18 protein-coding genes are annotated in these 21138 nt (G+C 72.5%); 7 read left to right on the top strand and 11 right to left on the bottom strand.

Features of this window, described 5'->3' with window-relative positions; translation table 11 throughout:
* Positions 1-505: 505 nt before the first annotated feature.
* Entirely contained in the window at positions 506-1708 is a 1203-nt protein-coding gene (locus tag AB0K02_RS06365; protein WP_365991193.1) for an amino acid deaminase/aldolase, read from the top strand.
* A gap of 18 nt (positions 1709-1726) precedes the next feature.
* On the opposite strand, the gene AB0K02_RS06370 is transcribed toward AB0K02_RS06365, so the two are convergent.
* Positions 1727-2362, bottom strand: a complete 636-nt coding sequence (locus tag AB0K02_RS06370) for an NAD(P)H-binding protein (protein WP_365991194.1) — start codon at positions 2360-2362, stop codon at positions 1727-1729.
* Positions 2359-3351: an EamA family transporter gene (locus AB0K02_RS06375; protein WP_365991195.1), complete on the bottom strand. Its 993-nt coding sequence runs from the start codon at positions 3349-3351 to the stop codon at positions 2359-2361. The genes AB0K02_RS06370 and AB0K02_RS06375 overlap by 4 nt, the downstream gene beginning before the upstream one ends.
* A 60-nt stretch (positions 3352-3411) precedes the next feature.
* On the opposite strand from AB0K02_RS06375, the gene AB0K02_RS06380 reads away from it, so the two are divergent.
* Positions 3412-4206, top strand: coding sequence for a MarR family transcriptional regulator (locus AB0K02_RS06380; RefSeq protein ID WP_365991196.1), 795 nt, complete (start codon positions 3412-3414; stop codon positions 4204-4206).
* 270 nt (positions 4207-4476) lie between these two features.
* On the opposite strand, the gene AB0K02_RS06385 is transcribed toward AB0K02_RS06380, so the two are convergent.
* Genes AB0K02_RS06385 through AB0K02_RS06400 form a run of 4 tightly spaced genes read right to left on the bottom strand, consistent with a single transcriptional unit; the run spans position 4477 to position 9076 of the window.
* The gene (locus AB0K02_RS06385) at positions 4477-5511 is read right to left on the bottom strand and encodes a DUF2510 domain-containing protein (RefSeq protein WP_365991197.1); all 1035 of its coding nucleotides are present in this window, start codon (positions 5509-5511) and stop codon (positions 4477-4479) included.
* A gap of 29 nt (positions 5512-5540) precedes the next feature.
* Entirely contained in the window at positions 5541-6326 is a 786-nt protein-coding gene (locus AB0K02_RS06390; RefSeq protein ID WP_365991198.1) for a 3-oxoacyl-ACP reductase, read from the bottom strand.
* A 6-nt stretch (positions 6327-6332) separates the two neighbouring features.
* Entirely contained in the window at positions 6333-7697 is a 1365-nt protein-coding gene (locus tag AB0K02_RS06395) for an aldehyde dehydrogenase family protein (protein WP_365991199.1), read from the bottom strand.
* An 8-nt stretch (positions 7698-7705) separates the two neighbouring features.
* Complete coding sequence (locus AB0K02_RS06400) at positions 7706-9076, bottom strand: glutamine synthetase family protein (protein WP_365991200.1); 1371 nt, start codon at positions 9074-9076, stop codon at positions 7706-7708.
* A gap of 78 nt (positions 9077-9154) precedes the next feature.
* Here AB0K02_RS06400 and AB0K02_RS06405 point away from each other — a divergent pair, with 78 nt between their 5' ends.
* The 3 genes from AB0K02_RS06405 (at position 9155) to AB0K02_RS06415 (ending at position 12320) form a co-directional block, all read left to right on the top strand.
* A complete protein-coding gene (locus AB0K02_RS06405; protein ID WP_365991201.1) occupies positions 9155-9895 on the top strand; it encodes an FCD domain-containing protein in 741 nt (246 codons plus the stop codon).
* 245 nt (positions 9896-10140) lie between these two features.
* On the top strand, positions 10141-11607 hold the full coding sequence (eat, locus tag AB0K02_RS06410; protein ID WP_365991202.1) for an ethanolamine permease: 1467 nt from the start codon (positions 10141-10143) through the stop codon (positions 11605-11607).
* Between the two features lie 5 nt (positions 11608-11612).
* Positions 11613-12320 carry a gamma-glutamyl-gamma-aminobutyrate hydrolase family protein gene (locus tag AB0K02_RS06415; RefSeq protein ID WP_365991203.1) on the top strand — a complete coding sequence of 236 codons (708 nt, stop codon included), beginning with the start codon at positions 11613-11615 and terminating at the stop codon, positions 12318-12320.
* 244 nt (positions 12321-12564) lie between these two features.
* On the opposite strand, the gene AB0K02_RS06420 is transcribed toward AB0K02_RS06415, so the two are convergent.
* Entirely contained in the window at positions 12565-13491 is a 927-nt protein-coding gene (locus AB0K02_RS06420) for a LysR family transcriptional regulator (protein ID WP_365991204.1), read from the bottom strand.
* Between the two features lie 70 nt (positions 13492-13561).
* Here AB0K02_RS06420 and AB0K02_RS06425 point away from each other — a divergent pair, with 70 nt between their 5' ends.
* Positions 13562-14689, top strand: coding sequence for a TDT family transporter (locus AB0K02_RS06425; protein ID WP_365991205.1), 1128 nt, complete (start codon positions 13562-13564; stop codon positions 14687-14689).
* On the opposite strand, the gene AB0K02_RS06430 is transcribed toward AB0K02_RS06425, so the two are convergent.
* From AB0K02_RS06430 to AB0K02_RS06445, 4 genes are all read right to left on the bottom strand, one after another.
* Positions 14640-15374 carry a helical backbone metal receptor gene (locus AB0K02_RS06430; RefSeq protein ID WP_365991206.1) on the bottom strand — a complete coding sequence of 245 codons (735 nt, stop codon included), beginning with the start codon at positions 15372-15374 and terminating at the stop codon, positions 14640-14642. The two genes, AB0K02_RS06425 and AB0K02_RS06430, sit on opposite strands and share 50 nt — an antisense overlap.
* A 4-nt stretch (positions 15375-15378) precedes the next feature.
* Entirely contained in the window at positions 15379-15972 is a 594-nt protein-coding gene (locus tag AB0K02_RS06435) for an XRE family transcriptional regulator (RefSeq protein ID WP_365991207.1), read from the bottom strand.
* Between the two features lie 185 nt (positions 15973-16157).
* Entirely contained in the window at positions 16158-18779 is a 2622-nt protein-coding gene (locus AB0K02_RS06440) for an ABC transporter permease/substrate binding protein (protein ID WP_365991208.1), read from the bottom strand.
* The gene (locus tag AB0K02_RS06445) at positions 18772-19947 is read right to left on the bottom strand and encodes a glycine betaine/L-proline ABC transporter ATP-binding protein (RefSeq protein WP_365991209.1); all 1176 of its coding nucleotides are present in this window, start codon (positions 19945-19947) and stop codon (positions 18772-18774) included. The genes AB0K02_RS06440 and AB0K02_RS06445 overlap by 8 nt, the downstream gene beginning before the upstream one ends.
* Positions 19948-20195: 248 nt before the next feature.
* On the opposite strand from AB0K02_RS06445, the gene AB0K02_RS06450 reads away from it, so the two are divergent.
* A complete protein-coding gene (locus AB0K02_RS06450) occupies positions 20196-21101 on the top strand; it encodes a 5'-3' exonuclease (protein ID WP_365991266.1) in 906 nt (301 codons plus the stop codon).
* Positions 21102-21138: the final 37 nt, after the last annotated feature.

Below are 21138 nucleotides of genomic sequence, written 5' to 3' on the forward strand. Positions count from 1 at the left end.
CCGGGGGCGTGGCGGGCCCGGGCTGGGCGGCCGTGTCCGCCGCGCGAGGTGCGGTGCGTTGGGGCACCACCGTGGGGCCGGACCCGCTGGACCGGTCCTGCGAGGGCGCGGCAGTCCCCCGCTCGGCCGGAGCCGGCGTGGACGCCGGAGCGGTCGCGCCGGGTGCCGGAGCGGGTGCTTCCGGCGCGGCGGAGGGCGGCAGCGAGGAAGGCGGGGCCGGGGTGGGCGGTTCGGGTGGAAGGATCGCGTCGGTGATGCGGGAGCGGGGCGGGGGCTGGGCGCCGGCAGGGCGTTGTGCCTCCGTGCTCATTCCGCCCCCCGTTGCTCGACACGTGCCACCGACGGATCACCGTTCGGGGCAGGCCTGTTCGCCACCTCGCGCAGGCCACTGTGCATGTCACTCTAACGGGCTGCGCCGGGCCGGACCGCCATGCGGAGGGGCGTCCGGGGGATCTGCCCAGAACATCCCCTACCCCGGGGTAATCGGGTCTGGCAAGCTCGGGCCATGACTCCCCGTGCCGCAGACCGGGCCCGCTACGACAAGGCCACCGCGCATCTGGACGCCCCTGTCGCGATCGTCGACCTCGAGGCGTTCGATGCCAACGCCGACGACCTCGTCCACCGGGCCGCGGGCAAGCCGATCCGGGTGGCGAGCAAGTCGGTCCGGTGCCGGGCCCTGCTGGAGCGCGTCCTGGCGCGTGACGGCTTCGCCGGGATCATGTCGTTCACACTCGGCGAGTCCCTGTGGCTGGCACGGGCCGGATTCAACGACGTACTGCTCGCGTACCCGTCCACGGACCGGTCCGGCTTCGCGGAACTCGCGGGCGACGCCAAGCTCGCCGGGGCCGTGACGGTGATGGTCGACGACCTCGCCCAGCTGGAGCTCATCGACCGGTCCCGTGGCGGCGGCAAGGAGGAGATCCGGGTCTGCCTGGAGCTGGACACGGCGCTGCACCTGCTCGGCGGCCGGGTGCGGATCGGCGCCCGGCGGTCGCCGCTGCGCGAGCCCGCCCACATGGCCGAGATGGCCCGGTCCGTGGCGCGGCGGCCGGGTTTCCGGCTGGTGGGTCTGATGGCGTACGAGGGGCACATCGCGGGGGTGGGTGACTCGGTCGACGGCTCGCCGCTGCGGTCGCGGGCCGTACGGCTCATGCAGCGCGCCGCGCGCGTGGAGCTCGCCGCCCGGCGGGCAGCCGTGGTGCGGGCGGTGCGGGCCGTGGAGCCCGACCTGGAGTTCGTCAACGGCGGCGGGACGGGGAGCGTCCAGCACACGGCGGAGGAGGACGCGGTCACGGAGATCGCGGCCGGTTCGGGACTGTATGTGCCGCGGCTGTTCGACAACTACACCTCCTTCTGCGGGCGCCCGGCCGCGCTGTTCGCACAGCCCGTCGTGCGCCGGCCGGGCGTGGGGGTCGTGACCGCACTCGGCGGGGGTTATCCCGCGTCGGGTGCGCCGGGTCCGGACCGGCTGCCGGTCCCCCATTTCCCGGAGGGCCTGCGCTACGACCCCCGGGAGGGGGCGGGCGAGGTGCAGACCCCGCTGATCGGGCACGCCGCCGACGACCTGCTGATCGGGGACAAGGTGTGGTTCCGCCATGCGAAGGCCGGTGAACTGTGCGAGCGCTTCGACACCTTGCACCTGGTAGAGGGCGACCGGGTGACGGGAACGGCGCCGACCTACCGGGGTGAGGGCCGCACCTTCCTGTAGCGGTCGGCACGACGGAGGTCAGTACGCCACGGTGAACCGCGCACGCCGGTGCCGGGGCCGCTCGGCCTCGTCCAGCAGGGCCACGGCGAAGTCCTCCATGGATATGGCGGAGCGTCCCTCGTCGTCGACGAGCAGTTCGTCGCGGCCCAGCCGGTAGTCACCGGTGCGCTCGCCCGGCTCGAGCAGGGCGGGCGGGCTCAGATACGTCCAGTCCGCGTCGGGTGCGAAGGCCCGGCAGGCATCGAGCTGCGCGGCACAGGCGTCGGCGATCGGCCGCAACTCCGCCGGGAAGCCGGGCCCTTCGCTCAGAGTGAGCGGCCCCTTGCCGGGGAGCGTGAGCGATGCGGCGCCGCCGACGAGGAGCAGCCGTACGCCGGTGCGGGCGACTCCCGCGAGCAGCGCCTCGGCGGTCGCCACCAGCTCCCGCTCACGGCCGGGCGCCGGCCTCGTCGCACTGATCACGACGTCCTGCGCGGCGCTCGCACGGGCGACGGCGTCCGGGTCGGCGGCGTCGGCCACATGGGGCCGGGCCCCGTGCGGCAGGTCCGCGACACGCGCTGTGTCCCTGACGACCGCGGTGACGTCGTGTCCCCGTGAGAGTGCCTCGGTCACGGTCCTTCGTCCGACGTTCCCCGCGGCTCCGAAGACGGTCATGCGCACGGCTGGGCTCCTTGCTTTCGTGCCCCCTGACCGGCGGAGGGCGCGGTGATGACGCCGTGGCCGGCGGCCCCGGCCTGGGGCGGGGCGGGGTGCGGCGCGGCGGCGGAAACGGCTGCCGTACGGGAGGCCGGCTGCTTGTGCGTCTGCGCGGCTATGAGGGCGGCGATGACGACGAGGCCGCCGACGGCCTGGAGGCCGTTGAGCCGCTCCCCGGCGACGATCAGGCCGAGCACGGTCGCGACGAGGGGGCTGAGGAGCCCGAGGAAGGAGACCGCGGTCGGCGGCAGTGCGCGGATTCCCCGGAACCAGAGCGCGTAGGCGACGGCCGCGCCGATGAGTGACAGGTAGGCGTAACCCAGCACGTTCTGCGTGGTCAGGCCGGCCGGGGGCGGCCCCTCGACGAGCAGCGCCACCGGGAGGAGCAGCAGTCCGCCGGCGACGAGCTGCCATCCGGTCGTGGCGAGCAGTGGTGCGGGTGATGTCCACCGCTTGGCGAGGACAACGCCGGTGGCCATGACCAGGGCGCCGCCGAGCGCGGCGGCGACACCGAGGGCGTCCAGCCGGGCGTCGGCCCGCAGGACGAGCAGGCTCACGCCGGCTGTTCCGGCGACCCCCGCGACCGCGGTGCGCGGGGTGAGCCGGTCCCCGAGGATCGCGGCCGACAGTCCTGCGGCGATCAGGGGCTGCACGGCGCCCACGGTGGCGGCGACCCCGCCCGGCAGCCGGTAGGCCGCGACGAAGAGGAGCGCGAGGAACACGCCTATGTTCAGCGCGCCGAGAACGAGCGCACGCCACCACCAGATGCCCTGCGGCAGCCGCCGGGTGACGGCCAGGAGCAGCAGGCCCGCCGGCAGGGCGCGGATCACCGCGGCGAGCAACGGGCGCCCGGGCGGCAGCATCTCGGTCGTGACGAGATAGGTGGTGCCCCAGATGGCCGGAGCCAGCGCGGTGAGCAGCAGGACGCCGAGTCGGCCGTTTCTCAATTGATTGCTTAGCACTAAGCCAAAGTAACTCATCACTAAGAGATTCGCTAGACTCTTCTCATGGCAGACCACGTGGATCTCGTAGTGAGGCAGTGGGGAGCCCAGCGCCCCGACCTCGACGTGTCGCCCATGGCGGTGATCGGGCGCCTGACGCGGCTCTCCCGCCTCGTCGCCTCGGAGCTCGGGCAGACCTTCGCCGCCCACGGACTGGACAGGGCCTCCTTCGACGTCCTCGCCACCCTGCGGCGCAGCGGGCCCGAGCACCGCCTCACCCCGGCGGCGCTGACGCGGTCGGCCATGGTCACCTCGGGGGCCATCACCCAGCGGCTGGACCGCCTGCAGGCACGCGGCCTGATCACCCGCACGCCCAGCGCCTCGGACGGGCGCGTCGTGCACGTCGCCCTCACGGACGAGGGCCTGGCGCTCGTCGACCGGGTGCTCCCCGACCATCTGGCCACCGAGAACCGGGTCCTCGGAGCGCTGGACGAGAGCGGCCGCGACACCCTCGCCGGCCTGCTGCGCGAGCTGCTCGAGTCCCTCGGCGACACCGTCCCGGCGGACACCACGGGCTATGCGGAGACGACGGGTTATGAGAATGAGTTCTGCGAAAAACCGTCGCAGGACTTCCGCGAGGGGCCCGTGCGCGTCGAGTACGCGGGGCACGGCGACGTGCGGCCGCGGCGCGGCGGCGGGCGCCCGAAAGTGATCGACGACGAGATGCTGGCCGCCGCCCGCGCGCTGCGCGACCAGGGTGTGCCGGTCTCCGAGATCGCCGGCCGGCTCACCATCCGGACGGGGAAGAACGCGGGCCGGCATCCCTCCGTCGCCTCGCTCTACCGCGCGCTCGCCGAGTGACCGTCACGCGGTCGCCCGATACTCCGTCCCGCACCGGCCCAGCCGTCACAGCCCTTCCTCGAATGCACCGTCACGCGCCTCCCCGGCCGTCACAGCCCCTCCCCGATGCACCGTCATGCGCCTTGACAGCCCCTCCCTGATGCATCGTCACGCGCTGCCCGATACACCGTCACGCGCCCGCAGCGCACCATCCCCGATCAGCGGCACGCGGCGCAGCACCCGACCCGGTCCCCGTCATGCGTCGCTCACCGGACGCGCCGGGCAGGTCCGTCAGCCGGGGCCGATGCTGCTGCCGACGCCGCCGCTGGTGGCGTCGCCGATCGGGCGGATGCTGGACGCGATCCTGTCCATGTCGGCGAGCGGGGGTCCGCCCGGTCCGGCGTCGAAGGAGAAGCGCACGACGACCAGCGCCTCCGTGCCCACGGGGGACGGGAAGACGAGCGACTGCACATGGCCGCCGGGGCCCGCTCCCGTGACGACCCGCCAGCGCACGAGGTACCCGGAACGCCCCGCGACGGCGAAGTTCTGCGACTTCACGACGGTGTGCGACGTGATGCCGCCGTGGATGCGGGTGCCGAGCGCGTCCTCCTCGTACGCCTCCTCGGCCGCCTTCTCGATGTCCTGTTCGGCCACGGTCTTCGGCGTCTCGGCACCGCCGGACCGGGTCGCCGTCAGGGAGGTCACCCTGCCGTGCCGGCAGATCGACGAACCGCCTCCCGGACAGTCGTAGGTCTCGTCGGTGTACATCGTCGTGCCGGAGCCGAGAGCGCTGCTCGACTTCTCCCACCCCGCCGGAATGGGCATGGTGATGCCGTTGAGCTGGTCGACGAGCTGTGCGGAGTCCTCGCCGGCGGTCGCGGTGGGCGACGCGCTCGGCTCCGGGCCCGAGGTCGCCGGGACGGAAGCGGCCGTGGTGGCCGGCGCGGTGCCGGGCGTGCCCGAATCGTCGTCGGAGAGCAGCACGGCGCCGGTGACGACCGCGGCGACGAGCACGGCGCCCGCGGCGGCCGCCGCCACGACCCGGCGCCTGCCACCGCCCGGGCCGCCGGCCGCGAGGGGCTGGGGCACGGTGGGGGGACCGAATCCACCGCCCTGACCCTGCGACAGGCCGGCGGGGCCGGGTCCGTACGCCGCCTGCCCGGACCCGTGCCCCGGCATCTGCCCGGACCCGTACGCCTGCGCCCCGCTGTCCGACGGCGCCTGGGCCGCGCGCGTGTGCGCGGCCCAGGCCGAGCCGTCCCACCACCGTTCGGTGCCGGGCACCTGCGGGTCCGGAAACCAGCCGGGCGGCGTCGTCATGCTCATGCGCACACCCTATGGGGCACGGGCGGGCACTACACAGGGGTGACGTACGCCCCCGCGATGCCGCCGTCGACCAGGAAGTCGGTGGCGTTGACGAACGACGCGTCGTCGCTGGCGAGGAACGCCACCGCGGCGGCGATCTCCTCCGCCTCCGCGAACCGCCCGACCGGAATGTGCACCAGGCGGCGCGCGGCCCGCTCCGGGTCCTTGGCGAACAGCTCCTGGAGCAGCGGGGTGTTGACCGGCCCGGGGCACAGCGCGTTCACCCGGATGCCCTCCCGGGCGAACTGCACACCGAGTTCGCGCGACATGGCGAGCACGCCGCCCTTGGACGCGGTGTACGAGATCTGCGAGGTCGCGGCGCCCATGCGGGCCACGAACGAGGCGGTGTTGATGATCGAGCCCTTCCCCTGCTGCCGCATGTAGGGGATGGCCGCCTTGCAGCACAGGTAGACCGAGGTCAGGTTGACCTCCTGGACGCGCTTCCACGCCTCCAGGCCCGTCTCCAGGATCGAGTCGTCGTCGGGCGGCGAGATGCCCGCGTTGTTGAACGCGATGTCGACGCTGCCGTAGGTGTCGTACGCCGTCTTGAACAGCGCCTCGACCTGCTCGGCGTCGGTGACGTCGACGCGTACGAACGTCCCGCCGACCTCGTCGGCCGCCGCCTTGCCGGCGGTCTCGTCGATGTCGCCGCAGACGACGTTCGCGCCCTCGGCGGCCAGCCGGCGCGCGGCGGCGAGACCGATGCCGCTGCCGGCGCCGGTGATGACTGCGGTGCGGCCCACGAGGCGGCGGCAGATGGGGGTGTCAACGGTCATGGGTGCTCAGGCCTCCGTGCTGATGAAGACGTTCTTGGTCTCGGTGAAAGCGGTGAGGGCGTCGGGGCCGAGTTCGCGGCCGAGGCCGGACTGCTTGTAGCCCCCGAACGGCGTCCAGTAGCGGACGCTGGAGTGGGAGTTGACGGACAGGTTGCCCGCCTGGACCGCCCGTGAGACGCGCAGCGCACGGCCTACGTCGCGGGTCCAGATCGAACCGGACAGCCCGTACTCGGTGGCGTTGGCGAGGCGTACGGCGTCCTCCTCGTCCTCGAACGGGAGCACGGCGGCCACGGGCCCGAAGATCTCTTCGCAGGCCGCGGGCGCGTCGGGTGCGAGGTCGGTGAGCACCGTCGGCGGGAACCAGAACCCCGGCCCCTCGGGGGCGGTGCCGCGGATCGCCTTCGCGTCGTCGGGGACGTAGGACCGCACCCGGTCCAGCTGGGTCCGGGAGATCAGCGGCCCCATCTGGGTCTTCTCGTCCGACGGGTCGCCGACGACCACGGACTCGATCGCGGGCGCGAGCAGGCCGAGGAAGCGGTCGTACACGGAGCGCTGCACGAGGATGCGAGTGCGGGCGCAGCAGTCCTGGCCCGAGTTGTCGAGGAACGACATCGGGGTGGCGGCCACCGCGGCGTCGAGGTCGCTGTCGGCGAAGACGATGTTGGGGCTCTTGCCGCCGAGTTCGAGGGTCACCCGCTTCACGCGGTCGGCGCACTTGGCCATGATCTGCTTGCCGACCCGGGTCGACCCGGTGAACACGATCTTGGCGACGCCCGGGTGCTCGACCAGGGCGTCGCCCGCCACGTCCCCGGCGCCCGGCAGCACCTGGAACAGGTGCTCGGGAAGGCCCGCCTCCAGCGCGAGTTCCGCGAGTCGCAGCGCGGTGAGCGGGGTGGTCTCGGCGGGCTTGAGCAGTACGGCGTTTCCGGCGGCGAGCGCGGGGGCCGTGCCCCAGGCGGCGATCGGCATGGGGAAGTTCCACGGCGCGATGACGCCGACGACACCGAGCGGTTCGAGGACGGTGATGTCCAGGCCGCCGGGGACGGGGATCTGCCGGCCGTTCAGGCGCTCCACTCCCCCGGCCGCGTAGTCGAACAGGTCGCGGGCGTTGCCCGCTTCCCAGCGTGCGTTGCCGATGGTGTGCCCGGCTTCGAGGACTTCGAGCCGCGCCAGCTCCTCGACGTGGTCGTCGACGACCGCGGCGAAGCGGCGCAGCAGCCTCGCCCGGTCGGCGGGGGCGGCTGCCGCCCACCGCCGCTGGGCCGCGGCGGCGCGGGCGACGGCGGCGTCGACCTCGGCGGCCGTGGTCGCCGGGACGATGCGCACGACCTCTTCGGTGGCGGGGTTCAGTACGTGGTGCTCAGCGGTCAAGGAGGGCCTCACATGCGTTCGAAGGAGCGGCGGAGCTCCCAGTCGGTGACCGCGGCGTCGAAGGCTTCGAGTTCGACGCGCGCCATGTTCCGGTAGTGGGCGACGACTTCGTCGCCGAAGGCGGCCTTGGCGATGGGGCTGTTCTCCCACAGCTCGGCGGCCTCGCGCAGGGTGGTCGGAACGTGTTCGTAGTCGGCGGTGTAGGCGTTGCCGTCACACGCGTCGGGCAGTTCGAGGCGCTGCTCGATGCCGTGGAGGCCGGCCGCGACGAGACCGGCGACGGCCAGGTGCGGGTTGACGTCGCCGCCGGGCAGCCGGTTCTCGAACCGCATCGAGCGGCCGTGGCCGACGACGCGGAGCGCGCAGGTGCGGTTGTCGTAGCCCCAGGCGACGGCCGTCGGGGCGAAGGTGCCGGGCTGGAAGCGCTTGTAGGAGTTGATGTTCGGCGCGTACAGCAGGGAGAAGTCACGCAGGGCGGCGAGCTGGCCCGCGAGGAAATGGCGCATCACGGGCGACATGCCGCCCGGCCCGTCGCCCGCCATGACGTTGATGCCGGCCTCGTCGATGGACTGGAGCGAGAGGTGGATGTGGCAGGAGTTGCCCTCGCGCTCGTTGTACTTGGCCATGAAGGTGAGCGAGACGCCCTCCTGCGCGGCGATCTCCTTGGCGCCGGTCTTGTAGACGGCGTGCTGGTCGCAGGTGACAAGGGCCTCGTCGTACTTGAAGGCGATCTCGTGCTGGCCGGGGTTGCACTCCCCCTTGGCGGACTCGACGGTCAGTCCGGCCGCCGCCATCTCGTTGCGGATCCGGCGCAGCAGGGGTTCGATGCGGCCGGTTCCGAGGACGGAGTAGTCGATGTTGTACTGGTTGGCCGGGGTGAGGCCGCGGTAGTCGCGGTCCCATGCCTGTTCATAGGTGTCCTTGAAGACGATGAACTCCAGCTCCGTGCCCACGTGCGCGGTGAACCCGTGCTCGGCCAGCCGCTCCAGCTGGCGGCGCAGGATCTGGCGCGGCGCGGCGGCGACGGGTGAGCCGTCGTTCCACGCGAGGTCGGCGACGAGCAGTGCGGTGCCCTCGTTCCACGGGACGCGGCGCAGCGTGGTGAGATCGGGGTGCATGGCGAAGTCGCCGTACCCCCGCTCCCAGGAGGACATCTCGTAGCCGTCGACGGTGTTCATCTCGGCATCGACGGCCAGGAGGTAGTTGCAGCCCTCCGTGCCGTGTTCGACGACCTCGTCGAGGAAGAAGGGTGCGGCGAACCGCTTGCCCTGGAGCCGGCCCTGCATGTCGGGGAAGGCCAGGACGACTGTGTCGATCTCGCCGCTCGCGACGAGGGCGCGCAGCTCCTCGATGGCGAGTGGTGGTGTGCGGTCTGCCACGGGGTTACGCCTCCTTGGGTCAGCCGGGAGTCATAAGGTATTGCTGAAGACCATTGCTTGGGAAGGGGAAACGGCGAGGTGGCGAAGACAGGCGGGACGACGGACGGGCCGGCCGACCGGCTCACCCCCGTGCTGCGCCCCGTGCGCGCGGGCAACGGCTTCGAGGAGGCGCTCGAGCAGATCCTCCAGCTGTTGCGGCTCGGGCTGGTCTCCGGCGGCGAGCGGCTGCCCGCGGAGCGGGAGCTGGCCGAGCGGATGGGGATCAGCCGGGTCACGCTGCGCGAGGTGCTCAAGGTGCTGACCGACCAGGGCCTGGTGGAGAGCAGGCGGGGCCGCTACGGCGGAACGTTCGTGCTGCACCGGCCGGACAGCCAGGGCGAGGACGAGCTGCGCCGGCGGCTGGCGGGTGTGGACGTGGACGACACCCTGCGCTTCCGCGAGGTGCTGGAGGTGGGCGCGGCCGGGCTGTGCGCGACGCACGGACTGACCGACGAGGGCGCCGAGCGGCTGCGCACGGCGCTGGCGGCGACGCACGACGCGCCGCTCGCGGAGTACCGCAGACAGGACACCCTGCTGCACCTGACGCTGGCCGAGCTGTCGGGCTCGCCCAGCCTGACCGCGCAGTACGCCGCGGTGCGCGCGACGCTGAACGATCTGCTCGACTGCATCCCGCTGCTCGTGCGGAACCTGGAGCACTCGCAGCACCAGCACGCGGCACTCGTCGAGGCGGTCCTGGAGGGGGACGCGGACGCGGCGCGCGAGGTGATGCGGGAGCACTGCGAGGGGACGGCGGCTCTGCTGCGCGGCTTCCTGTCCTGAGGGACGACGGCGAGGGGGACGGGCGGGGAACGGCGCCGGGCGGCATGAGCGAGGCCCGGCCATGCGGGGGGCGCCGGACGGGGATGACCGAGATCGGGCCGGAGCGCGGTCGGGGGTGTCGGGCGGTGCGGCCGAGGACCGATCCGTGACCTCGGCTTTGCCCAGAGGGCTTGCGCTGCCGCCCGAGTGCCGCAAAGGTGTCCGCACAAACCTTTGACCTGAGCGACCTGAGCCAGGAGCGACCCATGGCTGAAGGCACCACCTCGCGCCCCCCGTCCCCCGCGCCCTCCTCGGCCCAGCCCGAGGGGGACGCCTATCTGAACCGCCGTACCCTGCGCAGGGGCAGCGCCGGCTGGCTGCTCCTGACCGGTCTCGGCGTCGCGTACGTCGTATCCGGCGACTTCTCCGGCTGGAACATCGGCCTCTCCAAGGGCGGCTTCGGCGGACTCGCCGTCGCCACCCTGCTGATGGGCGCGATGTACGCCTGTCTCGTCTTCGCCCTCGCCGAGCTGTCCGCGATCCTGCCGACGGCGGGCGGCGGTTACGGCTTCGCCCGCCGAGCGCTCGGCACGTGGGGCGGTTTCCTCACCGGCACGGCGATCCTCATCGAGTACATCCTCGCGCCCGCCGCCATCTCGATCTTCATCGGCGACTACGTGGAATCCCTCGGACTGTTCGGCCTGGAGTCCGGCTGGCCGGTCTATCTCGCCTGCTTCGCGATCTTCATCGGCATCCACCTGTGGGGCGTCGGCGAGGCGCTGCGCTTCAGTCTGGTCGTGACGGCCATCGCCGTCGCCGCTCTGCTGATCTTCGCACTCGGCGCGTTCACCGACTTCCACGCGGGAGGCCTGGACGACATCCCGGTCGACAAGGACGCCTTCGGCGCGAATTCGTGGCTGCCGTTCGGTCTGCTCGGCATCTGGGCCGCCTTCCCGTTCGGCATGTGGTTCTTCCTCGGCGTCGAGGGGGTTCCGCTCGCGGCGGAGGAGGCCAAGGACCCGGTGCGCTCGATGCCGCGTGCGCTGGCGATCTCCATGGGCATCCTGGTCCTGCTCGCGGTGCTGACGTTCTTCGCCTCGACCGGCGCGCGCGGCTCGGCGGCCATCCAGGAGGCGGGCAACCCGCTGGTCGTGGCCCTCCAGGGGGACGGCGACCCGACCCCGCTCAGCCGCTTCGTGAACTACGCCGGCCTCGCCGGTCTCGTCGCCTCCTTCTTCTCCCTGATCTACGCGGGCTCCCGGCAGCTCTTCGCACTGTCCCGGGCCGGGTACCTGCCGCGCTTCCTGTCCCTGACCAGCCGGCGCAAGTCCCCGTACCTGGGGCTCCTGATCCCCGGCGCGATCGGCTTCGCGCTGGCGGCGGGGACCGGGAACGGCGCGCGGATGCTGAACATCGCGGTCTTCGGCGCCACGATCAGTTACGCCCTGATGGCCCTCTCCCACATCGTGCTGCGCCGGCGCGAGCCCGAACTCCCCCGTCCCTACCGGACTCCCGGCGGTGTCGTCACCTCGTCCGTCGCCTTCGTGCTGGCGCTGTCCGCGCTGGTGGCGACGTTCCTGGTGGACAAGGACGCGGCCTTCACGGCGCTCGTCGTCTACGCCGTGGCCCTCGCCTACTTCGCGTTCTACAGTCGGCACCGGCTGGTGGCGCGGGCGCCCGAGGAGGAGTTCGCCGCGCTGGCGGCGGCCGAGGCCGAGCTCGAACGGAAGTGAACGCAGTGCCTGTGTCGCGTGGGTCCGCCCCGCTCATCGGTGTCAGCACCTACCTGGAGGCGTCCGCCCGGTGGGGCGTGTGGGACCTGCCCGCCGCGCTGCTGCCGGCCGCCTATCCCCGGCTGGTCCAGGCGGCCGGCGGCCTCGCCGCGATGCTCCCGCCCGACGACCCGGCGGCCGCCGAGTCGGTGGTCGCCCGGCTCGACGGCCTGGTCGTCGCCGGCGGCCCCGACGTCGCACCGGAGCGGTACGGCGCCGAACGCTCACCCCGCACGGGCCCGCCGGCAACCGAGCGCGACACCTGGGAACTGGCCCTGATCCGTGCCGCGCTGACTTCCGGGACACCGCTGCTGGGCATCTGCCGCGGGATGCAGCTGCTGAACGTGGCGCTCGGCGGGACGCTGGTCCAGCACCTGGACGGCCACATCGGGCCGGACGGGGCGGTGGGCGTGTTCGGCGAGCACGCGGTGAAGCCGGTGCCGGGGACGCTGTACGCGGCGATCGTGCCGGAGGCCGCGCCGGTGCCGACGTACCACCACCAGGCGGTGGACCGCCTGGGTGAGGGCCTGGTCCCGTCCGCGTACGCGGAGGACGGCACGGTGGAGGCGGTGGAGAGGCCGGGCGACGCGTGGGTGCTGGGGGTCCAGTGGCATCCGGAGATGGGGACGGACGTCCGGGTGATGACGGCGCTGGTGGACGCGGCGGCGGGGTGACGCTGCCCGGGGCCGTTTCCCCACCCTGCCCCTTCCCGTAACCGGGGGCTCCGCCCCCGGGCCCCCGCGCCTCAATCGCCGGCGGGGCTGATTTCGCTGCGTGAAATCAGCCCGTCCGGCGCTTGAGAACACCGCGCGAAGCGCGGTACCGGGTCCGGGCGGAGCCCGGTTACGGGAGGGGGGTGCCTCCCACGCCGCCAGGCGTAGGGGGAGGACGGGTAGGCAAAAACGCCCCCCGCCGCCCCTACCGCGGCGCCCTCGTCAGTGAGAGCAGGTCGCGGGCCGGGCCCGCGGGACGCTGGCCGTGGGGCCACACCGCTCGCAGGTCGCGGTCGAGACGGACCCCCTCCACCGGGATGCGCACCAGACGGCGCGACGCCAGCTCCTCCGTCACCGCCAGCTCGCTCAGGACCGCCGGACCCGCCCCGCTCACCGCCGCCGCCTTCACCGCGGTGGTCGAGGCCAGTTCCAGGAGGGGGTCGGCCAGCCCTCCGTACCGGGACAGCGCGGAGTCGAGGACCTGCCGCGTGCCGGAGCCGCGTTCGCGCAGGACGAGCGGGGAGGCGGCCAGTTCCTCGGGGGTGAGGGCAGCGCGCCGCCGCCGCGCCCACGCGTGGGCCGGCGCGGCGACCACGAACAGACGGTCATGGCCGATGACCGCTCCGTCCAGGCCCTCCGGAACGGCCAGGCCCTCGACGAAGCCCAGGTCCGCCTCTCCGGCGAGCAGTCGGTCCGCGACCGCCGCGGAGTTCCCGGCGAGCAGCGAGACGGCCGTGCCGGGACGCTCGGCGCGCAGCGCGATCAGCCAGCCGGGCAGGAGGTACTCGGCGATCGTCATGCTCGCGGCCACCCTCAGCCGGGAGTCACGACGCCCCCGCAGCGCCTGCGCCCCCGCGTCGAACGCCTCGGCCGCCTCGACGACCCGGCGCGCCCAGTCGGTCACGAGCGCCCCCGCCTCGGTGAGCCGGGATCCGCGCGGTGAGCGGTCGACGAGGGCCACGCCGAGCTGGCGTTCCATGGAACGGATGCGGCTGCTGGCCGCCGGCTGGGTGATGCCCAGCTCGCGGGCGGCACGCCCCAGGCTGCCGTGCCGGGCGACGGCGAGCAGCAGCTCGAGCGCTCCCAGGTCGGGCACGCGGTGGGCGAGCGGCACACGCTCCTCGTCACTCATAAGACCAGTTTATGAGGTGATAGCGGAAGGGTGTCTGGCGGGCCGTACGGGCAGGCGTCAAGGTGACGCCATGGTCACCGTCGCCCAGCCCCGCAGCCGCCTGTCCGCCTCATCCCGGCGCCCGTTCGCGGTACGGCTGCCGTCCGTCAGGGAGCTCGGTCCGAACTGGTACGCGGCGGTCATGGGAACCGCGATCGTCGGCACGGCAGGCGACGCGCTTCCGGTACGCGTGCCGGGGCTGCACACCGTGTGCGCCGCCGTGTGGGCGCTGTCGGCCGTGCTGCTGACGGTCCTGCTGGCGGCCCGTGCCGCGCACTGGGCCCGTCACGGCGACCAGGCGCGCGCACACCTGCTGGACCCGGCCGTCGCCCCGTTCTACGGCTGTCTGTCGATGGCGCTGCTGGCGGTCGGCGCGGGCGCGCTGACGGCGGGCCGTGGCCTGACCGGCCACGCGGCCCTGCCGATGGCGGCGGCGCTGTTCGCGGTCGGGACGGCCGTGGGCCTGGTGGCCGCGGTGGCCGTGCCGTACCTCATGGTCGTGCGCCACAAGGTGGCCCCGGGCAGTGCCTCGCCCGTGTGGCTGCTGCCGGTCGTGGCTCCGATGGTCTCCGCGTCCTTCGGGCCGCTGCTGGTGCCGCATCTGCCCGCCGGCCAGGGGCGGGAGGCGCTCCTGCTGGCGAGCTACGCCATGTTCGGTGTCAGCCTGCTGGCGACGCTGCTGATCCTTCCCGTCGTCTTCGCGCGGCTCGTGCACCACGGCCCGCTGCCCCTCGCCCTGACGCCCGCCCTGTTCCTGGTCCTCGGGCCGCTCGGGCAGTCGACGACCGCGGTGAACAAGCTGGCGGACATGGCTCCGGACGCGATCGAGGCGTCGTACGCGCACGGTCTCGGCGCGCTCGCCGTCGTGTACGGCGTGCCGGTGATGGGCTTCGCGCTGCTGTGGCTGGCGCTCGCCGGTGCGATGGTGGTGCGCGCCGCCCGTGCGGGGCTGCCCTTCACCATGAGCTGGTGGGCGTTCACCTTCCCGGTCGGCACGTGCGTGACCGGGGCGCAGACGCTGGCCCGTCACACGGGACTGGTGGCCTACGAGTGGCTGGCGATCGTCCTGTACGTCTTCCTCGCGATGGCGTGGGCCGTGGCCGGCACCCTCACCGTCCGGGGTGTGCTGCGCGGAGAGCTGCTCGCAGCGCGGCGCTGAGCACCCCGGGGGCGTCGACCAGGGAGGGCCCGTACCAGGTCAGCGAACGGCCGTCGACGAGGGCGGCGGGCAGGGACGGGAAGGCATCGGGACCGTCGTCGGGACCGAAGGCGTAGGGCTCGTCGGGCAGGACGACCAGGTCCGCGCCGCTCCCCCGCAGCTCGTCGAGCGGGATCCGCGGGTAGCGGTCGGCGTGGCCGGCGTAGACGTTGCCGACCCCGAGCCGGGCGAGCAGGTCCCCGGCGAAGGTGTCGCGGCCGAGCACCATCCAGGGCCTGCGCCAGATCGGGACGACGGCCCGCACGGCGGCGACCGGCTCGACGGACGACCAGACCCGCCGGGCCTCGTCGAGCCAGCGGGGCCGGGCGAGGCCGCACCCCTCGACGAGGACGCGCTCCAGCTCGCTCAGCGCCTGGTCGATGCCGCGCACCTCGGTGACCATGACCTCGATCCCGGCCGCACGCAGCGCCGCGAGGTCGGGCTCCCGGTTCTCCTCCTCGTTGGCGATCACCAGGTCGGGCCGCAGCGCCGCCACCGCCACGACGTCGGGGTTCTTGGTGCCGCCGACGCGTACGACGTCGAGGCCGGCGGGCCTGCTGCACCAGTCGGTGGCGCCCACCAGCAGTCCGGGCGCGGTCGCGGCGACGGCCTCGGTCAGCGAGGGCACCAGGGAGACGACCCGCACGCGGTCAGCCCCGCAGGTCGTTGGTGGCCGCGATGTGGTCGGCGACCGCGACGACGAGGATGCGGGTGTCCGCACTGGTGGCCCGCCAGCGGTGCCGCACGCCGCCGGACAGGAAGAGCGAGTCGCCGCGGCCGAGCCGGTGGGCGCGGCCCTCGGCCTCCACCTCGACGGCCCCCTCGGCCACGTACATCAGCTCGTCGTTGCGGTGCTGGAACTCGCCCTCGGTCTCCCGCTCGCCGCTGTACTCCGTGGCCCGCAGCTGGTGGCGGCCGCGCACCAGGGAGCGCACTCCCGGCGGCGGGGCGCCGGGATGGGTGCTGTCCCCGGCGCGTACGAGGTCGATGGTGCGGGCCGAGTCGGAGGCGGCGAGCAGCGTCTCCGCCGTGGTGTCGAGGGCGTCGGCGACCCGCTGGAGGGAGCGGATGCTGGGGCGGGCGCGCTCGTTCTCGATCTGGCTGAGGAAGGGCACGGACAGGCCGCTGCGGGCCGCGACGGCGGCGAGGGTCAGGCGCAGTGCCCGTCGCCGTTTGCGCACGGCCGCGCCCACCCGGAGAGGCTCTTCCCTCTCCTTGGTGTCCTTCGCGTCCTTCGCGTCCATCGGCCGGGCTCCCCTCCCCTGGGTCCTGTATCACCATACGCAGCATTGGCCCATCCGTACTCATCGAGCGCTGGAGTAGCGGGATCAGGGCGGTCACGGCCGAAAGGGGCGGGTCCCCTGCCGGGCGGCGGTGCGGCTCGGCGGGGCCCACCCCTTTCGCGTGTGCGGCGGCGGATGCGGCGCGGTTACTCCGGGGCGATCCGGTCGGCGATGCCCGGGTTCTTCTCCATCCAGGCCTTCACCGCTTCCTCCTCGTGCCCGGTGCCGCGCTTCTGGATCTCGTTCTCCAGACCGGCGAGCTGCTTCTCGTCCAGTCGGAAGTTCTTGAACCACTCGGTCAGCCGCGGGTACTGCGAGGGGAAGTCCTTCGAGGCGACGGTGTGGATCTCGTCGCCCTCGCCGAAGGACTTCTTCGGGTCGGCGAGCTTGGTGAGGTCGTACTCGTTGTAGGCCCAGTGCGGGGTCCAGAGCATGACCGCGATGGGCTCCTTCTTCGCGTACGCGCGCTTCAGCTCGGCGAGCATGCCGGGCGTGGAGCTGTCGACGACCTCGAACTCCTCGTCGATTCCGTAGTCCGGCAGGACCTTGTTCTTGAGGATGTTCATGGTCTCGGTGCCGGGCTCGATGCCGACGATGCGGCCCTTGAACTCGTCACCGCGGCCCTTGAGGTCGTCGAGGGAGTCCACCCCTTCGACGTACGACGGGACGGCGAGCTCCAGTGACGTCGGCCCGTACCAGGAGCCGAGGTCGGTGAGCTTGTCGCCGTACTCGTCCCAGTACTTCTTCTGGGTGCTCGGCAGCCAGCCGTCGAACTGGACATCGATCTGCCCGCGCGAGAGCGCGGTGTACATGGGGCCGACCTCGAACTGCTTGAGGTTCATCGTGTAGCCGCGCTCCTCCAGGACCGCCTTCCACAGGTAGGTGGCGGCGATGTCCTCCTCCCAGGGGAACCAGGCCACGTTCAGGGCGCGGTCGCGCTCGTCCTCGCCGCCTGCGGACTTGCCCGCCTTGCCGACGGGGGTCCACTTCTCGGCGAGGCCGGGGTTGTCCTTCAGCCAGGCCCGGACGGCTTCCTGCTCCTTGCCCTTGCCGGTCTCCTGGATCTTCGCCTCGAGGTCCGTGAGCTGCTTCTCGGTCATGCTGAAGTTCTTCAGCCACGCGCCGACCTGCGGGTTGTCCGCGGCGAAGCCCTTGCGCGCGAGCGTGTGGACACCGTCGCCCTTGCCCCAGGACCCCTTGGGGTCCTTGAGCTTCTTCAGGTCGTAGGTGCTGTACGCCCAGTGCGGCGACCACAGGGTGGTGACGATGGGCTCCTTCTTGTCGTACGCCCGCTTCAGCTCGGCGAGCATGCCGGGCGTGGAGCCGTCGACGACCTCGTACTCGCCCTGAAGGCCGTAGTCCTTCAGCACCTTCTCCTTGAGGAGGCCCATCATCCCCGCGCTCGGCTCGATGCCGATGATCCGGCCCTTGAACTGCCCCGACCTGCCCTTGAGGTCGTCCAGGGAGTCGATGCCCTTCATGTACGCGGGGACGGACAGCTCCAGCGAGGTCGGGCCGTACCAGGAGCCCAGGTCCTCCAGCTCGTCCTGGTACTTCTCCCAGTAGGAGGCGTGGGTGACCGGGAGCCAGGCGTCGGTCTGGAAGTCGATCTGGCCGCCCGCGAGCCCGGTGTAGAGCGAACCGGCCTCCAGCTGCTTGGTCTCGACCTCGAAACCACGCTGCTCCAGCAGTTCCTTCCACAGGAACGTGGAGGCGATGCCCTCGTCCCACGGGATGTAGCCGACGGAGATCTTCTTCCCCTGGCCGACGTTCGCCGCGTCCGAGGTGTTCTGCGTCTTCGCACCGCCGAACATGCCCAGGCCACCGGCGACGAGCGCCAGGACGACGATGCCCGCGACGGCCACGGCGGGCTGGGGGCGGTGGCTCCAGATCTTGACTCCGCCGGCCGTGGCGCGCGCCTTGGCGAGCGCGCGGCGGCCGAGCGGCGAGACCTGGCGGCCGAGCGCGCCGGTGATCCGGTCCAGGTACATGGCGAGGATGACGATGGAGATGCCGGCCTCGAAGCCGAGACCGATGTCGACGTTGCCGATGGCGCGGTAGACCGCGCCGCCGAGGCCGCCGCCGCCGACCATGCCGGCGATGACCACCATCGACAGGCCCAGCATGATGACCTGGTTGATGCCGGCCATGATCGTCGGCAGGGCGAGGGGCAGCTGGACGCGCAGCAGGGTGTTGCGCCGCGTGGTGCCGAACGCCTCGGCCGCCTCGACGAGTTCGCCGTCGACCTGCCGGATGCCGAGCTCGGTCATGCGGACGCCGGGCGGCAGGGCGAACACGATGGTGGCGATGATGCCGGGGACGACGCCGACGCCGAAGAAGATGATGCCGGGGATCAGGTAGACCATCGCCGGCATGGTCTGCATGAAGTCCAGCACCGGCCGGGTGACGGCGCTGACGGCCTTGGAGCGCGAGGCCCAGATGCCCAGCGGTACGGAGATCACCAGCGTCACGATGGTGGCGACGAGCACCAGCGAGAGGGTCGACATCGCGTCGTTCCACAGCTCGATGGAGTCGATCAGGGCGAAGCCGGCGAACGCGAGCACACCGGCGAGCAGACCGCGCAGCCACCAGGCGGCCACAGCGAGGACGCCGGCGAAGAGCAGGGGCTCGGGCGCGGACAGGGCCGCGTCTATCCCGTCGTACATGCCGGTGACGAGGGAGCTGATCGCGTCGAAAAGCCAGGACAGATGGCGCTGGAGCCAGTCGACACCGCTGTCGACCCAGTCGCCGAGGTGGAGCCTAGGCACGGGCCACCGCCTTGTCCGCGGGGGCAGGCGTCTTCGCGGTGGCGGACGCCTCCCCGGGAGCGGGCGTGGACTGCGCGGGCACGCCGGGGGGCGTGCCGGGGTTCATCGGCTCGCCGAGGGCCGCGAGCAGCCGCGCCCTCGGTACGACGCCGATGAGCGCGCCGTCGTCGTCCGTGACCGCGACGGCGACGCCGCTGGTGGAGCAGGGAGTGAACAGCTCGATGATCGGCGTGTCGGCGCCGACCGTGGCGGGGGCCGCGGCCAGCACGTCCTTCGCGTCGCGCATCTCCTCGCCGCTGTCCGTCAGCGTGCCGTAGACGGTGTCCGCGCCGACCATGATCGCGCCCGCGGTGAGCACGCGGGAGCGGTCGACGTCCTGGGTGAAGGAGGCCACGTAGTCGTTGGCGGGCGTGACGAGGATGTCCTCGGCCGTGCCGAGCTGGACGATCCTGCCGTCGCGCATCACCGCGATCGAGTCGCCGAGGCGCATGGCCTCGTTGAGGTCGTGGGTGATGAAGACGATGGTCTTCTTCAAGCGCTTCTGCAGCTCCAGCAGCTGGTCCTGCATGTCGCGGCGGATCAGCGGGTCGAGCGCGCTGAACGACTCGTCCATGAGCAGCAGATCGGCGTCGGTGGCCAGGGCGCGGGCGAGGCCCACGCGCTGCTGCATGCCGCCGGAGAGCTCGTCGGGCCAGGAGTCCTCCCAGCCGGCCAGGCCGACGAGCTCCAGTGCCTCGGCGGCCCGCTCGGCGCGTTCGGCGCCGGGGACGCCCTGCACCTCGAGGCCGTAGGCGGCGTTCTCCAGCACGCTGCGGTGCGGGAAGAGCGCGAAGTGCTGGAACACCATGCTGATCCGTGTGGAGCGCACGGCGCGCAGGTCGCGGGAGCTGAGCGCGGTCAGGTCCTGACCGTCGAAGAGCACACGTCCGGCGGTGGGCTCCAGCAGTCCGTTGAGCATGCGCAGCAAGGTGGACTTGCCTGATCCCGACAGACCCATGACGACGAAGATCTGACCGGGCTCGACGGTGAACGAGGCGTCGATGACCGCCGCGGTCGTTCCGTCTGCGCGCAGCTCGCCTCGGTCGGCGCCGCTCTCGAGCCGGGTCACCGCTTCGTCGGGTCGTCTGCCGAACACTTTGTACAAGTGCTCGGCCTGCAGCCTGGACACATACACCTCACGCGTAGAACCGGGAACGGCCCGCCACCCCCCGGAGCAGGCCGTGGAGCTCGGCGGGATCCGCCCGCTTGCCCGGTGCAATGGTTGAAATTACGACGGGATTCGCTCCGGTTCCGCGCCTGCCCCGGCCCGAAAAGAGCAAACGCCGAGGTGAGCCATGTCACGGCGGGGGGTCTTGCGGGCGCGTCGGGCCCCTGTCAGCGGGGTACGGCATCATCTTCGGTGTGACGCGACGCCTGATGCTCCTCGACACCGCTTCCCTGTACTTCCGCGCCTACTACGGGGTCCCCGACTCGGTCCGGGCACCCGACGGCACCCCGGTCAACGCGGTGCGCGGGCTGATGGACTTCATCGCGCGGCTCGTGCAGGACCACCGCCCGGACGACCTGGTCGCCTGCTGGGACAACGACTGGCGGCCGCAGTGGCGGGTCGACCTCATCCCGTCGTACAAGGCGCACCGGGTGGCCGAGGAGCAGGAGACGGGCCCGGACGTCGAGGAGACGCCGGACACGCTCGATCCCCAGGTGCCGGTGATCCAGGAGGTGCTGGCGGCTGTCGGCATCGCCCGCGTCGGCGCCGACGGATACGAGGCGGACGACGTGATCGGCACGCTGACGGCGCGCGCCGTGGGCCCGGTCGACATCGTCACCGGCGACCGCGACCTGTTCCAGTTGGTCGACGACGCCCGTGAGCGGCGCGTGCTCTACCCGGTGAAGGGCGTCGGGACGCTCCAGGTGACGGATGAGGCCTGGCTGCGCGAGAAGTACGGCGTGGACGGGCCCGGCTATGTCGACCTCGCCCTGCTGCGCGGCGACCCGAGCGACGGGCTGCCGGGCGTGCCCGGCATCGGCGAGAAGACGGCGGCCAAGCTGCTCGACACGTACGGCGACCTGGCCGGGATCATGGCGGCGGTCGACGACCGCACGTCCGGGCTGACGCCTTCGCAGCGCAGGCGGCTGGACGAGGCGCGGGCGTACGTCGCCGTGGCGCCGAAGGTCGTCAGGGTCGCCTCCGACGTGCCGCTGCCCGATTTCGACGCGTCCCTGCCGAGCGCGCCGCGCGACCCGGGCGCGCTGGAGGAGCTGGCGCAGCGGTGGGGGCTCGGCGGGGCGGTGGTGCGGCTGGTCTCGGCGCTGCAGCGCTGAGCGCACGCGGAAGTGTTAGCTTAGGCAAGCCTAAGCA

Origin of the sequence: Streptomyces sp. NPDC049597, assembly GCF_040675505.1 — a bacterium.
In the GTDB taxonomy this organism is placed as follows: Bacteria; Actinomycetota; Actinomycetes; order Streptomycetales; family Streptomycetaceae; genus Streptomyces.